Genomic DNA, 14,439 nt, shown 5'->3' with positions numbered 1-14,439 from the left:
TTTTTATTCCTTGGAAGTGCCGGTCTTCGCAACGACCGCCGCTACTTTTTCATCTTTTTTTACTTCAGGTTTCGCCACGTTGGCGGCCAGCGGATCGGAATCCATGGCGACCACGGTCGGCGTGATCGGCGCGCCGGGACGTACCCGCTGCAGGCCGTTGACGACGATCTTCTCGCCCGCCTTCAAACCGTCGCGCACCACGCGCAGGCCGTCGATCGCAGGTCCCAGGGTCACAGGGCGGTACTCGGCCTTGTTGTCCTTGTCGACCACGAACACGAACTTGCGGTCCTGGTCGGTGCTGATGGCGCGGTCGTTGATCATCAGCGCCGACTTGGCGCCGGTGGAACCGGCCAGCTGCACGCGGGCGAACAGGCCGGGCACCAGCATGCCGTCGGTGTTGGTGAAGGTGGCGCGCATGCGCACCGAACCGCTGCGTGGATCGAGCTGGTTGTCGACGAATTCCAGCTTGCCCTCGTGCGGGAAGCCGGTTTCGTTGGCAAGGCCGATCTTGACGGTGGCCGGCTTGCCCTGGTGGGCGGCGGCGCCGACGCGCAGATAGGTCTCTTCATCGCCGTCGAAGGAGGCGTAGATGCGCTCCAGCGAAACCACCGACGTCAGCACCGCCGAAGCGTCGACCAGGTTGCCCAGCGTGATTTCCGCTTTCGACACGCGGCCGTTGATCGGCGACGTCACCTGGGTGTAGCTCAGGTTCAGCTTGGCCGCTTCGTACTGCGCTTGCGCGGCGCGGGTGTCCGCGTCCAGCTGCTTCAGGCTCGACGCCAGGGCGTCGTATTCGCGCTGGGCGATGGCTTTGTCGGCCAGCAGTTTCTCGGCGCGGGCCAGCTCCAGCTTGGCCAGGTCGGCCTTGGCGCGGGCCGAGCCGGCTGCCGCTTCGGCGCGGTTGGCTTCAGCCTGGAACGGACGTGGATCGATGACGAACAGGACTTCGCCCTTCTTCACTTCGCTGCCCGGCTTGAAGTTGATGGCGGTGATGAAGCCGCCGACGCGCGGACGGATCTGCACTTGCTCGATCGCTTCCAGGCGGCCCGAGAACTCCTGGGTCTCGGTGATGGTTTTCTCGACGACCACTGCGGCCGAAATCGGAGGACCGCCGGCTGCAGCCGGTGCTTCAGCCGTCTTGCCGGTAGCGTCTTCGCAACCGGAGAGGCCGAAAGCGGCCAGTCCCGCCAGCGCCATAGCGGCGGCCAGCGGCCGGGCTACGACGGTGAGTTGTTTAATGGTTTTCATGTTTATTCCCTTTTATATGAAAATAATTAATAGAAATGGCGGCACCGGCTACCTCAACGAAAATCGAGAAAACACGGTACTAGCGCCCCGCCGGCAAGCCAGTGGGGACGTGATTGCAGATACTGCTTAAAGGTTGGGGAACCCTATTCGGCTGGCGGTGTCTCAGACCGTTCCAGGCCGGCGATGAAACCGGCGATTTCTCCCAGCGCGTAACACTTGCACGCGCATTCGTTGCGCGCCCCAGCTTCGTTCAGGGGCGACGGTGGCATTCGATTGACGGTGGTCTTGACGCCGCAGGCGATCAATTTGGCACCGTATTGTTCCGCTTCGTCCCGCAGCGGGTCGTCTTCGGCCGACAGGATCAGTGCCGGCGGCAGGTTCTTCAAACGACTCGACTGCAAAGGCGAGGCGTATGGATGGGTACGGTCGGCGGCGTTCGGCAGGTAGCCGCGGTAGGCCGCCGCGCAGGCGTCGGCCACGTCCAGCAGCTCCGGCGCGTTCTGCATCTCGCGCATCGACCAGGTGCTCAGGCCAGGATCCAGCATAGGCATGACCAGCACCTGGCCGGCCAGCGCCGGGCCGCCACGGTCGCGCGACATCAGCGCGCAGACCGCCGCCAGGTTGGCGCCGGCTTCGATGCCAGCCACCACCAGGCGCTTGCCGGTCCAGCCCAGCTTGGCCTTGTTCTTCTTGGCCCAGATCAGCACCGCGTGGGCGTCTTCGACGGCGGCCGGGAAAGGCTGCACCGTCGCCAGCGTGTAGGCGGTGGCCAGTACTGCGCTGCCCTGGTTGTCGTCAGCCATGTGGCGCAGGAAGATGTCGGCATCCTCCAGGTCGCCGCCATTGAAGCCGCCGGCGTGGAAGAACACGATCAAGGTGTCGCGCTTGATGCCGGCCTCGCCGCTGGTGTACAGGCGGGCGGCCAACGGGCCTTCCGCGCCGCGCACTTCCATGGAGCGGACCTTGATCAGCTCCGACAGCTGCGGCAATGGCTCGACGGCTGCGCTCATCGCTGCACCGTATCCGATGGGCTGGACAGCATGGCGGTGTCGGCGCAGGCGAAGGTCTCGCCGGCGGCCGCCTCGGTCAGGGCACGAACGCCGGTCGCTTCGGCCTTGGCCGCCTGCGAGTAGGCATCGGTATAGACCACGCCCGCCAGCGCGACCGAAGTCAGCGCCAGTGCGATCGTTGCAAAAATTCCATTCCGATATTTCATGTTGAACCCCTTTCCCTCGTTGTACTTTCTTGGTGCAGTACAGCAATCATAGACTTGATCTACAATCTGATAAATACTGCAATGTCGAATTGATTGTTCAGGATTCCGAACAATGGGATGAATAGATGAATAAACTGCAAGCAATGGAAGTGTTCGTCCAGGTGGTCGACGCCGGCGGTTTCACGCGCGCGGCCGACAATATGCAACTGCCCAAGGCCACCGTCTCCACGCTGATCCAGTCGCTGGAGGCGACGCTGTCGGTCAAGCTGCTGCACCGGACCACGCGCCAGGTCAGCGTGACGGCCGACGGCGCCGCCTATTATGAGCGCTGCCTGCGCATCCTGTCGGACGTGCGCGAGGCCGAGGAATCGCTGTCGCGCACGCGGCTCAGCCCCAGCGGACGGCTGCGGGTGGACGCGCCCACCGGTCTGGCCAGCGATGTGCTGATCCCCGCCCTGCCCGACTTTTTTACGCGCTACCCGGATATCCAGCTGGAGCTGGGCTGCAGCGACCGCACCATCGATTTGATCGAGGAAGGCGTGGACTGCGCGGTGCGCGGCGGCGTGTTGGGCGATTCCAACCTGATCGCGCGGCGCGTGGGCATCCTGCAGTTCGTCACCTGCGCCACGCCGGGTTACCTGAACAGCTACGGCCGGCCGGTGCATCCCGATGAGCTGATGCGTCACCGCTGCGTGAACTATTTTTCGTCCCGCACCGGCAAGCTGTTCGACTGGGACTTTTCGCGCGACGGCCACCGGATACAGGTCGCCCTGCCCGGCCACATCGCCGTCAACGACACCAACGCCTACATTGCGGCCGGCCTGGCGGGACTGGGCATCGTGCAGATGCCGAACTTTATGATGGAGCCCATGCTCAACGACGGCCGCTTCGAGCAGCTGCTGGCCGACTGGAGCACCGATCCGCTGCCGGTGCACGTGGTCTATCCACAGAACCGCCACCTGTCGGCCAAGGTGCGGGTGTTTGTCGAATGGGTCGCCGAACTGTTTTCCAACCATCCGGGCATGCGCCTGCCGAAGGCTATGCCGCCGGCGCGCCCGATTCCATTTGAGGTTGCACTATGACTGATATTCACCGCATCGTTTTCCTCGACCGCGACAGCGTGATCGCCAACATCCGCAAGCCTTCGTTCGCGCATGAGTGGACCGAATATCCGGCCACCGCGGCGGCCGACGCCATGCAGCGCCTGCGCGATGCCCGCGCCACCATCGCCATCACCAACAAGGTGCCGTTGCGCGCGGCCGAGCTGGCGCAGCTGCCGGACCTGAAGATGATCGCGGTGGCCGCCACCGGTACCGACATCGTCGACCTGGCGGCCTGCCGCGAGCGCGGCATCGTCGTCTCCAACATCCGCAACTACGCGGTGCATACGCTACCCGAGCACACCTTCGCATTGATATTGGCGCTGCGCCGGCAGCTGGTGGCCTACCGCGCCGATATCGAGGCCGGCTTGTGGCAGAAGTCCGACCGCTTCTGCCTGTTCGGCCATCCGATTTCCGACCTGGCGGGCAGCCGTCTGGGCCTGTTTGGCTACGGCGCGCTGGGACGCTCGGTGGCGCAGATCGCGCGCGCGTTCGGCATGGAGGTGATCGTGCATACGCGCTCGCCGCTGCCGGACGCCAAGGCCGACGGCGTGCGCGAAGCAGGCTTTGACGAAGTGCTGGAAACCTCGGACATCATCAGCCTGCACCTGCCGCTGAACGACAAGACGCGCAATATGATCAGCGCGAAAGAGCTGATCCGCATGAAGCGCAACGCCCTGCTGATCAACACCGCGCGCGGCGGCCTGGTGGACGAGACGGCGTTGGCCGATGCGCTGCGCAGCGGCGTGATCGCCGGCGCCGGCTTCGACGTGCTGGTGAAGGAGCCGCCGCCGGAGGACAACGTGCTGCTCAACCTGCGGCTGCCGAACTTCATCCTGACGCCGCATTCGGCCTGGGCCAGCTCGCAGGCGATGCAGGTGCTGGTGGATCAGCTGATCGACAATGTCGAAGCGTGGGTGGCTGGCGCGCCCAGAAACGTGGTTGGCTGACCGTTATCGATAATTGGTGCCGTTGTTCATATCGATAACGTCACCGTTAATGAACGCCGGTGCGTCGGTTGCAAGCCAGCTGACCGTTTCCGCAACCTCTTCCGCCAGGCAGAATCGCTGGCCTATGGTCGCGGCCTTCAAGCGGTCCTTTCTGTCTTGCGGAATGTTTTTCATCATGTCCGTTTCGACGGGGCCCGGCGCGACCGAGTTGGCAATCACGCCCCTTGCGCCGTAGGTTCGCGCGAGCGAACGCATTGCATTCATGAGGCCCGCCTTGGAAACGCCGTACCAAATATCCGGATGACCGATTTCGCCAGCAATCGAACCCATGCTGACGATGCGACCACCGCCCTTGCTCGCCATCCGTTCCGCCACATGTACGCTCAGGCGCACGGCGGAGATCAGGTTCATGTTGAGCATGTGGAGAATTGCCTCGCTGTCGTAATCGCTTGCCGTCTTCGCGTTCATCATTCCCGCGTTGTTGATGAAGACGTCTGGCGTCCCGATCTTCTCGACAATCCGCAGCGCCTGTTCGTAGTCAGAAACGTCTGCTGTCCACGAGGTTAATCCATTCATGGCGTCGGAAACGCCGGAGCGAGACAATACATGCACTTCAAAGCCCTTGCTTAAAAGCTTCTTCGATATTTCAAGCCCGATTCCTCGGTTACCGCCGGTGATAATTGCTTTCATTTTTTATAGACTTTTACTTATTTAAAAGAATAGAGTATTTTAAATGAATATTTTACACCAATTTGCCATGATACTGATTCCGCTTGCAGGCCTTCTGCTGCTTGGCTTGGCCTACAAGCTGGCCTTCCTGTGCCTGAGCCGGCGCGGCACAGCCACCGTCACCACTGCCGCCCTACACCAGAACGAGGATTCGGAGGGCTACGTCAATCGCCATCACCTGATCGCTATCCGCTACGAGGTGGACGGCCGCAGCTACGAAGCCGGCGGCTTCAAGGAGTTGGTCGATTACGCGGTGGGCAGCGAGGTGTCGATCCGCTACCGCCGCAGCAATCCGCAGGACGTGCACCTCGACTATTGGAACAGTCTGTGGGTGCTCGCCGTCTTCGCGTTCCTCTTCGCTTCCGCCGCTTGGTTCACCATAAACTAGTACCGGAACCGGGGGTCAAGTCTGACATTCGGACACGCTCTCAACAATTACAAACGCTAAAACAGGTGACGCACTCGAACAGCAACCACTCTACCTAGTGGAGACAGGCCACGTTCGGAACGCGCGTCTCCTGTTTGGTGCAGTGCCGACAGCATCAGCGTGGTGCGCGGAGAGTAGTGGTAATCGGCCGTGCCATGCCAGACGGCGCTGCGGTCGTCTTGGCCGGCATAAATACCACCGCCTAGCTCCCAGTAACCTACTGTCTGGCCTAGCGAGATGCTGACATAGCGCTGGCGCGCGCCCTGGCTGACCAGCATCTGCGCGGCCTGCGCCTGCACGCCTTTGCGTGCGCTGTCCGGCAGCGGCAAGGTTTGATTGCGATCGATTAGCGCCAGCCAGCGGTCAAACTGGCCGTCGGACATGCCGCGACCATCGTAGGCATATTCAAGTTGGAGTTTGGGCAGGTCCGGCAAGGTGTAGGTCAGGCCGACCGTAGCGCGCTGGTAGCGCCGGCCGTCGTCGCTGCGCTGGAAGGCTGGTGCGGTGCCGTCGCCGCCGGACAGCACGGCGCCTGCGATGGGACGCTGCGTACCGCGCGCGCTGTAAGCCGATCCGTACCAGGACAGCCGCTCCCCCACTGCTCCGCTCAGCGTCGCGCCGATGCCGCTGGATTCCCCGCTGGCGCGTCGCAACAGCACGCTGGCGCTCAAACGCTCAAACTCATAGCCAAATTTGATGATGGATTGTTCGACACCACGGTTGTAACCATCCGCGTGCCGCGCTGCGTCCTTGCTGTAGATCGCCGTCAGGCTGGCCTGGGAGCCGGTCCAGCCCAGCACCGCCATCGGCAGCCCTTCGGACTGGCCCAGTTCATCCAGCGGGTCGCTCAGGTCCGTGCGTTTTTGCAGGAAGCCCAGCGGCTGATTGACGAAGGATGGATCGAGCGCATACAAGCGCTTGCCGAGCGATAGCGTCACCGCCGGCGTCAGTTGGAATACGCGGTTCAGCTCTTGCAACGTCGCCGACGAAGCGCTGCGCTGCCCATCGATATCGCTGTGCCGGACTTCGAAACGCGCGCGCCAGGTCAGGTCATGGAAGCGGCCTTCGAGCAGGCCTGCCAACGTGGTTTTCTTCTTCGGTATCGCCAGGAAGTTATCGTCGTTGAGCGGCGTTGCTTGCAAGCGCGTAGCTTCCTGGCTGGCCAGCGCAAAGCCGCCCAGCCAGTCCTCGTCCGCCTGCGCGCCGCCGCACAGCAGCAGCCCCGCCATCAATACCGACCGGCGCACGCTCATTGTTCCAGGGTACGCGGGTTGAAGGTGCTGGCTGAGAATTCCATCGCCTTGATCTTCTCGTACGCCACGCGCGTTTGCTCGGCCGGCGCCTGCGGATCGAAGTAGCGGGTGACTGGCGGCAGACCGCCGGTGGCAGCGTCGAATTCGGCCACCTTCAGCAGTTTGCCGCTGGCGACGTACAACATCGCCTTCAACGGCACGTACTGGCCGCGCTGTTTCGTCACCAACAGCGTAATCCGCGTGTAAGTGGCCGCCTCGCTCTTGCTGCTCAAAGCCAGCGCGATGCAGTCGCCAGTGCAGGATGCAGGCGGCGCTTCCATTGTCACGGCGTCATAGTCGGTCGTAAAACTGATGCGGGCCAGGTCTCCGATCGACGCTTTGCCGCGCAGTGTTTGCAGCGGCGTCAATCGAATCGCGCGCCGGGTGCGGGGCGCGTAGAAGAAGATTCCTGCATCGGTGGTCAGGAATTTCTGGCCACGCTGATCGATGCTGGTCGCCTCCACCAGCACCTGATTGTGATTTGCGCCGCGTATGACGTAGGTGCCAGGTTCCTGCTCCTGCCCGTTCTGGAACGGCACGATGCGCACCGCCGCCTCGAAGCTATCGAACGGCATGCGGTAGCGGTCCACCTGCCGCAGGATCTCCGTCGCAGGCGGCGCGGCCATCGCCGGAACGGCGACCAGGATGATGCAGCTCGCAAGCCAGCGGATACGGTCAAATTGAAATGGCATGAAGCTGGCTCACTGTATGGAAAGAGATGACATGATCGGCATGCGGCCGATGCGGCGGCTAATCGTCCACGCGGCCAGCATCGCCACCAGCGGCAAGGCGCAGACGATGGCGGCGCTGTACGACGGTACCCACAGCATTTGCAGCAGCACGCCGGCGTTGCGCCCGGGCGGTGGCGCCAGTTCGATATGCGCAGCGTTGATCAGCAGGATGGCGATGAACGCCAACAGCGCGCCGGCGCATGCGCCAAACACGCCTTGCAGCATGCCCTCCATGACGAACAGACGCCGCACTTGCGCGTGGCCTATGCCCATCGCGCGCATGGTGCCGATCTCCCTGCCCCGCTCATAGATGGTGGTCAGCGTCATCGCCGCCACGCCGAGGAAGACGATAATGCAGATCACAACGCCGAACACCAGGAACTGATTGCGGTACAAGGCCAGCACCTGCGAATACAAGGGCGCCAGCGCCTGCCAGGTGCGCAGCTCGACATGCGTGCTGCTCATGGCCGCACGCAAACGCGTTGATACGGCGTCGGCCTGCGCCGTGTCCTGGTAGAGCACCGCGACACTGGATACCTTGGTCGTGCGCAGTAGTTCCTGCGCCGTCTCGAGCGGCATTTGCAGCAGGTACAAATCGGTCTGCGGAACGCCGGTCGCCACCAGCCCCACTACCTCCAGATCCATCGCGTTGACGCTGCCGCTGACGGTGGTGGTCATCAACGTGATCGACTCGCCGGGCTTGACCGCCAGGCGCCGCGCCATCTCCTTGCCGATCAGGACCTGATAGCGGCCGGCCGGCTTCGCGCTCAGCGAAACACCGGCAGCCAAAGTCTGGAAGGCGCCGAACGCCTGGCGCTCGCGGTCCGGCATCACGCCGCTCCCCTCGAAGTTGAGCGTGCGCGCGCCGTTCGACACCAAGCCCGCAAACAGCAGGCGCGGGACCACGCGGCGCACTTGCGGCTCCTGCGCCAACAGCGTTTCCACCTGCGCCAGCGCCGGCAGGTCCAATCCATATTGCAGCTGCTGCTCGGCGTAGCCGTCAAATTGGCCGACGCTGGCCAGTTGCGCGTGTCCCAGACCGCTGCGGATGGTGCTCTCGCGCAGGCCATCCAGAGAGGCCGCGATGTACGCCACAAACAGCAGCAACGCCAGCGTGCCGACGCCTATCGTACCGCCCAGCAGAAGGGAGCGCCGTCCATTGCGGCGCACGTTGCGCAGCGCGAGTATCAGCCATTGCTTCATGCGACCTGCCTTCCGTCCGCCAGCCGCACCACGCTGTGCGCCATGTCCATCACCCGCTGATCGTGGGTGGCGATGACAAAGGTGGTGCCGACCTGGCGATTCAGGTTGCCGATCAGTTCCAGCAGCTGCTGCGCGGTCTTGCCGTCCAGATTACCGGTCGGCTCGTCGGCGATCACCAGGCTGGGACGATTGACCAGCGCCCGCGCGATAGCGACGCGCTGCTGCTGCCCGCCCGACAGCTCGGACGGTTCGTGTTTAAGGCGATGATCCATGCCGACCATCTGCAGCGCTTCGATGGCGCGCCGGCTGCGCTCTGCCGGCGCCAGTTTCTGCGGCGCCAGCGCCAGTTCCACATTTTCCTGCGCCGTCAACGTTCCGACCAGATTGAATTGCTGGAACACGAAACCGAGCTTGCGGTTGCGGTACTGGTCCAGCTGCGGTTCCGCGATCTGGTCCAGCCGTTCGCCGTCGACGCTGATGCTGCCGCTGTCCGGCCGGTCGAAGCGCGCCAGCATGCCGAGCAAAGTGCTCTTGCCGCTGCCCGATGGCCCGGCGATGGCCGTTACGCTGGGGTGATCGATGCGGAACGACACCCGGTCCAGCGCCACGATGCGCTCATCGCCGCGCAGATAGTGCTTCGATACCGCGTCAACTTCCAGAATGGCCGCCATCAGTAGACCATGTCGATATCGAGCGCCGCTTTGCCGGCCTTGACTTCCACCGCAGCATCCTCGAAGGACGGCGGCCCGTAATGGCCCCTGGCGTTACGCGAGAACGCATAACCTTCCAGCGGCATGCCGTTGGGCGAGCGGTCGAATTCACCGTTGCCGTTCTCGTCGTGGAACAGCATGGCCGCATACACGCCAGGCTTGATGCCTTCGAACTTCAGGTTGATGACCGGCGACGCGGCCACCGTCTGCATGTATGGGCAGCGCTTGAGGAAGGTCGCCTTGTCGCACAAGGCCGCCATGACCATGCCTTTGCTGCCGGCGACGCCGCTCAATTTGATGGTGACACTGGCGCCGGCCGAGGGCGACGGCGCTTGTACCGAAGCCGCCTGCGGCGCCCGCGACAGCAGCAAGGACAGCACCACGCCCACGCAGGCGACGATGCTCATGGTGGCGATAAGCGGGAGGCGGCGCAACCTGCTGCGCGTGTCTTCGCTCCCCTGCACTCTTGATCGATTTTGTTCGTTCATGTCATGTCTCTTTTTCAGGAGCGCGGCATCCATGTGAAACGCCGCGCCGACAGCGCCAGGCAGGCTATCAGCATCACCGACAGCAAAGCCACGCTGTAGATATCCGTGCTCCACCCCATGCCGCCAGTCAGGCCACGGCGTATGCTCGACATCATCGCGTTCAGCGGCAGGCAGTCCAGCACTTCGCGCGCCAGCGTGGGCAGGCCGCCCAATGGGACCATGAGATTACCCGAAAACAGCAGCGGGAAATACAGCAGGTTGCAGAACATGGTGGCGGCGGCCACACTGTTGGTCATCGCAGCGATCAACAATCCCAGCGCCAGGAATGCGCCAGCGCCCAGCGCCAGCATGGCGATGGCGGCGGCGACCTGCATGCCGTCGGCGCTGATGCGCACACCGTAGATCGCCCACGCGGCAAGGAACATCGCCAGGCTGGCCGCCAGCACGATCAGCAATCGCGATATGCACCACGCGGCCACCACGACGCCGGTTGGCATCGGGAACAGCTGGTACATGCGGAACATGCCGCCTTCGCGCGCGGCCACCAGCGGTCCGGCAAAGCCCATCAAACTGGTGGACAGTATCACCATGCCGGCCAGGCCGGTGACGAGGAACAGGCGGTAGTCCAGCGTCTGTTCGGCGGCTGGCGGTGGCGGCGGCAGGGCCACGCGCGGCGGCGCATTCAGGCCGTTCAGGTTGTAGGCGTCGCTGTAGCCGCGCAGCAGGCCGTAGGCCGCGTCGAACGCGGCGCCCGCGCCATGGCCGCCGCGCAGTGCGATGTCCGTGGTGCGGCCGGCGGCGACGTTGGCGGCGAAACCGGCCGGTATCGTCAGCACGAAATCGGCCTGCGCTACCGCGCCGTCAGCGGGTGTCGTCACGAGAGCGAAGTCCACGCTGTGCTGCTGGCGCAGGCCGGCCTGCAATTGCCGCAGGTACGAACCGCTCTCGGTGCTGCGATCGAGATCGACGATCGCCAGCGACACGGGGCCGAGCTTGACGTCCTGGCCGAACAAGGCCATCTGCATGACCAGCATCAGCAAGGGGAAGGCGAAGGTCCAGAACAACGCCAGCTTCCCGCGCAAGAACATGGCCAGATCGGCTTTGACCAGATGCAGAAGTATCTTCATGATGACAGCCCCGTTGTGGGCGCGATTTGGGTGACGTCGGCGAGGAAGTCCTCGACCGACACGGGTTCCAGGCTGAATGCACCGATACGCTGTTGTTCGATAAACTGGCGGAAGGCCTGGTCGAAACCGGCGCCGCCGAACAGTTCCCAGGCGCCGTCGCGTTCACGCGGCACTTGCACCAGTCCAGGCAGCGCGTGCAGGGCCTGCAACGCCGCATCCGACAGGGTTTGCCGCAGCGCGCCTTTGAACTGGCCGACTCGTTGCGCCATCAGTGACGCCAGCGTGCCCTCGGCAATGATGCGGCCATCATCGAGGCAGCAGATGCGGTCCATGCCGAGCAGGTCGGACGGCGCGTGCGAGATCACCAGCAGCGTCACCGGCAAGGTTGCAAGCAGTTCGCGCAGCGCGCGGGCGAACCATTCGTCCAGTCCCAGCGATGGTTCGTCGAGAATCGCGAGCTCCGGCACATGGGCCAGGGCCATCCACAGCATCACGCGTTGCTTCTGGCCGCGCGACAGCTGCTGCCAGAATCGGTCGCGCAGCTCGTCCAGTCCCAGTGCGCGGGTGACTGCGGCGTCGGTGCGGTGGTACATGGCCTGGTGCAGCGCCATCATCTCGCGTACCTTGGTCTGGCCTGGCAGGTCGTAGCCTTGCAGCAGACCGCCGATGCGCTGGCGTGTGGCCGCGTCGCGTGGGTCGCCCAGGTGCAGTGCGACAGTGCCGCGATCGGGCCGGCGCAACCCCAGCAGGGTTTCCATCAGCATTGATTTGCCGCTGCCGTTGCGGCCGATGAAGGCCACGCGCTCGCCGCGACGCACCGTCAGCGCGCCAGGGCGCAGCGTGAAGGAGGACGACAGGCGCAGCTCCACGCCGCTCAGTTCCAGCAGCGCCGGTGCGGGTGCGGGTGCCGGCGCGTCCGGCGCATGCTCCACAGCTGCCGCGACAGCCTCCTGCGCCGGCGTCTCGATGCCGTATTCCAGCAAGACCTGCCGCGCGTGCTCGCGATAGACCGGGTCCAGCATCGCCTGTCGCAGCTTGCTCACGCCAAGATCGCGGTCGCCGCCGTACGCGGGCGGCGCGTGCAGCAGCAGCGATGCGTGCTGCACCAGCAGATCGGGATCGTTCGGTATCAGCTGCACGGCCTTGTGGAAGGCGTTGATCGCCTGCTGGCCGGCGCTGGCGACCTTGATGATGTTGGGCCGAGCCAGCAAAATCATCAGGATCGCGTGCGTGCCGCGCCACAGCCACAGTCGTCCTTGCGGCAGGCATTCCCCGGCCTTGAGCAGCATGTCCAGCTGCGCCAGTTCATCGACCGTCGGCGCGGTCGCGAAATTGACCTGCAATAGCGCCCGGTTGATGCGCGCGCCGAGCAGGCTGTCGAGCAGTGCAGGTTCCACATAGATTTCGTCCGCTTCCAGCGAGGCGATGGCCTCCTCCAGATCCGCCGGATTCTTGTTGATCCACGCGGTGAAGACGGCCTGGCGCGCGCGTTCGATCAGCGCGGCCTGTTCGGCACTTGGCCCGCCGCTACGGGCGACGGCGGGAAAATTCTGTCCACTGGCCTCTTCCACCAGACGCACAATCTGGGCTTCCGAACCAGCCCGCGCCACGGCGGCGAACAGGCGCGTGATGCGCCCCGCCCCGCCCAGCGCGTAAATCGCTTCGAGCAAATCGGCGCCGACGCGGCAGGCCGACTTGTACACCGCCAGATCGCTGTCCACGCTTTCGCCAAACATGCTGTCGGCGCTGCGGCTCAACAGCGTGCGCATCGGCGGCAGCAGATCCATATTCGCCGCCGGCAGCGCGGCGCCCGCGTGGCGGCTGGCGAAGAAGTGCGCCAGCCCCTCGTCCAGCAGCCGCACACCGCAAGTCAGGAAGCAATGCGCCACCTCGTGAAACTGCACCGCGCGCAGATCGTCCGGATAACCCGGCGACAGAGTGGACAGGCGCAGCACAGCAAGTCCGGGAAAGCTCTCCATCGTCAGGTGCAGGTCGCGGCTCTCGGCGCGGCATTGCAGCAGGATGCACGGCGCTGGCAGCGCCAGGAAGCCGGCGCAGCAAGCGATCGCCTCTTCGAAGTGGGATTGCAATACCGGCGGCAACGGCGCGGCGTCCAGCACGAACAGCGATCCGCTCGGATACCAGGCCTGCTTGCCCACCACCATATCAAGCAACAGCGGATAGGCGTGGAAGCGGCCGCGCAGCGCAAACAGCTGATCCAGTTCCGCCAGCGCGGCATCGCGATCGCCCGCCGCAGCGTGACGCAGCAACGCGAACGCGCCCTGTCGCAGGCTGGCTCCGGCCGCAAGCGCCGCAGGCACCGCAGTCACTGCATCGCCCAGCACACGGATGGCGTTATCGTTCATGGCTTGACGCTCTCCTGCGGTGCCTCGCGGCCCAGCAGCATGACCGACACCACGGTCTCGGTCACGCCGTCGATATCGAGCAGCGCCGCCAGTTCGTCGTCGTAGTAGGCGCCGTAGACCAGCGATCCCATGCCCAGGCCCTGCGCCGCCAGGCACAGGTTCTGTGACGCGTGGCCCGCTTCCAGCAGAGCCATGCGGTAGCCACGCGCGCCGTACTTGGCGGTGGCGCGCTGCGGCACGCTGGTCATCACGCACACCAGCGGCGCCTTGATCGACTGCTCGCCACCGCGCACCTCGGCGCTGCCGAAGGCGTCGCCGTCCTGCGGCTTCAACACCCGCAGACAGTGCTCGCGCGCATCGTAGTGGGCGATGCACGGCGCGATACCTTCGACCTGGTTCAGGAAGAAGTAAAACTCGGTCGGATACAGGCCGCCCGGCGATGGGTAGGCGCGGAACGCCAGCTTGACGTGCGGCGCGGCGTCGCTGCTGCGATAGCGATTCACGCGCACCGCGTGGTGCAGCAGGCTCGATACCTCGCGCAGGCTAAGCGCCGGCGCGAAGCCGCGCGCGCTACTGCGCCCCGCCATCGCCGCCGCCAGTTCGCCCAGCGCCAGGTCAGGCTCCGGCAGGTCTATCTTCGGACAGGAGGCAAACACGTTGTAGCCCGCCGCGCCGCGCGCGATAAATGCCGGATGCCGCAGGTAGCGGACGATGTTCTTGACCTGCCCCGCCAGCGTGGCGCGATGGAACTTGGTCTGCTCGTGCAGGATCTCGGCCGGGTCGTCGATGTCGAAATCGCCCGCCATGGCCTGCGGCGGCAGCAGTTCTTGCAAACTATGGTTCATGTGAAGT

At 64.5% G+C, this 14,439-nt stretch carries 15 protein-coding genes; 3 read left to right on the top strand and 12 right to left on the bottom strand.

Annotation, left to right across the window (positions count from 1 at the left end; translation table 11 throughout):
• Positions 1-3: 3 nt before the first annotated feature.
• The 3 genes from V6M89_RS24995 to V6M89_RS24985 form a co-directional block, all read right to left on the bottom strand.
• Entirely contained in the window at positions 4-1,248 is a 1,245-nt protein-coding gene (locus V6M89_RS24995) for an efflux RND transporter periplasmic adaptor subunit (protein ID WP_332855740.1), read from the bottom strand.
• Positions 1,249-1,391: 143 nt separating this feature from the next.
• Positions 1,392-2,258 carry an alpha/beta hydrolase gene (locus V6M89_RS24990; protein ID WP_332855739.1) on the bottom strand — a complete coding sequence of 289 codons (867 nt, stop codon included), beginning with the start codon at positions 2,256-2,258 and terminating at the stop codon, positions 1,392-1,394.
• Positions 2,255-2,464: a hypothetical protein gene (locus V6M89_RS24985; protein ID WP_332855738.1), complete on the bottom strand. Its 210-nt coding sequence runs from the start codon at positions 2,462-2,464 to the stop codon at positions 2,255-2,257. The genes V6M89_RS24990 and V6M89_RS24985 overlap by 4 nt, the downstream gene beginning before the upstream one ends.
• A gap of 125 nt (positions 2,465-2,589) precedes the next feature.
• Here V6M89_RS24985 and V6M89_RS24980 point away from each other — a divergent pair, with 125 nt between their 5' ends.
• Together V6M89_RS24980 and V6M89_RS24975 are read left to right on the top strand one after the other, a co-directional pair.
• Positions 2,590-3,546 carry a LysR family transcriptional regulator gene (locus tag V6M89_RS24980; RefSeq protein WP_332855737.1) on the top strand — a complete coding sequence of 319 codons (957 nt, stop codon included), beginning with the start codon at positions 2,590-2,592 and terminating at the stop codon, positions 3,544-3,546.
• Positions 3,543-4,514 carry a D-2-hydroxyacid dehydrogenase gene (locus V6M89_RS24975; protein ID WP_332855736.1) on the top strand — a complete coding sequence of 324 codons (972 nt, stop codon included), beginning with the start codon at positions 3,543-3,545 and terminating at the stop codon, positions 4,512-4,514. The genes V6M89_RS24980 and V6M89_RS24975 overlap by 4 nt, the downstream gene beginning before the upstream one ends.
• A 3-nt stretch (positions 4,515-4,517) precedes the next feature.
• Here V6M89_RS24975 and V6M89_RS24970 read toward each other — a convergent pair whose 3' ends face one another.
• On the bottom strand, positions 4,518-5,204 hold the full coding sequence (locus V6M89_RS24970; protein ID WP_332855735.1) for an SDR family NAD(P)-dependent oxidoreductase: 687 nt from the start codon (positions 5,202-5,204) through the stop codon (positions 4,518-4,520).
• Positions 5,205-5,247: 43 nt separating this feature from the next.
• Between V6M89_RS24970 and V6M89_RS24965 the strand changes: the two genes are divergently transcribed.
• Positions 5,248-5,631 carry a DUF3592 domain-containing protein gene (locus tag V6M89_RS24965; protein WP_332855734.1) on the top strand — a complete coding sequence of 128 codons (384 nt, stop codon included), beginning with the start codon at positions 5,248-5,250 and terminating at the stop codon, positions 5,629-5,631.
• A 56-nt stretch (positions 5,632-5,687) separates the two neighbouring features.
• Here V6M89_RS24965 and V6M89_RS24960 read toward each other — a convergent pair whose 3' ends face one another.
• Genes V6M89_RS24960 through V6M89_RS24925 form a run of 8 tightly spaced genes read right to left on the bottom strand, consistent with a single transcriptional unit; the run spans position 5,688 to position 14,432 of the window.
• Positions 5,688-6,923 carry a hypothetical protein gene (locus tag V6M89_RS24960; protein ID WP_332855733.1) on the bottom strand — a complete coding sequence of 412 codons (1,236 nt, stop codon included), beginning with the start codon at positions 6,921-6,923 and terminating at the stop codon, positions 5,688-5,690.
• Positions 6,920-7,654: an outer membrane lipoprotein-sorting protein gene (locus V6M89_RS24955; RefSeq protein ID WP_332855732.1), complete on the bottom strand. Its 735-nt coding sequence runs from the start codon at positions 7,652-7,654 to the stop codon at positions 6,920-6,922. Before V6M89_RS24955 ends, V6M89_RS24960 begins: the two co-directional genes overlap by 4 nt.
• Before the next feature lie 9 nt (positions 7,655-7,663).
• Complete coding sequence (locus tag V6M89_RS24950; protein WP_332855731.1) at positions 7,664-8,896, bottom strand: ABC transporter permease; 1,233 nt, start codon at positions 8,894-8,896, stop codon at positions 7,664-7,666.
• Positions 8,893-9,567 (bottom strand): ABC transporter ATP-binding protein, encoded by a 675-nt coding sequence (locus V6M89_RS24945; RefSeq protein WP_332855730.1) that lies wholly within the window; start codon positions 9,565-9,567, stop codon positions 8,893-8,895. The genes V6M89_RS24950 and V6M89_RS24945 overlap by 4 nt, the downstream gene beginning before the upstream one ends.
• Complete coding sequence (locus V6M89_RS24940) at positions 9,567-10,094, bottom strand: DUF2141 domain-containing protein (protein WP_332855729.1); 528 nt, start codon at positions 10,092-10,094, stop codon at positions 9,567-9,569. Before V6M89_RS24940 ends, V6M89_RS24945 begins: the two co-directional genes overlap by 1 nt.
• Before the next feature lie 14 nt (positions 10,095-10,108).
• Complete coding sequence (locus V6M89_RS24935; protein ID WP_332855728.1) at positions 10,109-11,221, bottom strand: ABC transporter permease; 1,113 nt, start codon at positions 11,219-11,221, stop codon at positions 10,109-10,111.
• Positions 11,218-13,587, bottom strand: a complete 2,370-nt coding sequence (locus V6M89_RS24930; protein ID WP_332855727.1) for an ABC transporter ATP-binding protein — start codon at positions 13,585-13,587, stop codon at positions 11,218-11,220. The genes V6M89_RS24935 and V6M89_RS24930 overlap by 4 nt, the downstream gene beginning before the upstream one ends.
• Positions 13,584-14,432, bottom strand: coding sequence for a SagB/ThcOx family dehydrogenase (locus V6M89_RS24925; protein WP_332855726.1), 849 nt, complete (start codon positions 14,430-14,432; stop codon positions 13,584-13,586). The genes V6M89_RS24930 and V6M89_RS24925 overlap by 4 nt, the downstream gene beginning before the upstream one ends.
• Positions 14,433-14,439 lie beyond the last annotated feature (7 nt).

Origin of the sequence: Duganella sp. S19_KUP01_CR8 (genome assembly GCF_036688705.1) — a bacterium.
GTDB lineage: Bacteria > Pseudomonadota > Gammaproteobacteria > Burkholderiales > Burkholderiaceae_D > Rugamonas.
This window is presented reverse-complemented; position numbering and strand designations above follow the sequence as displayed.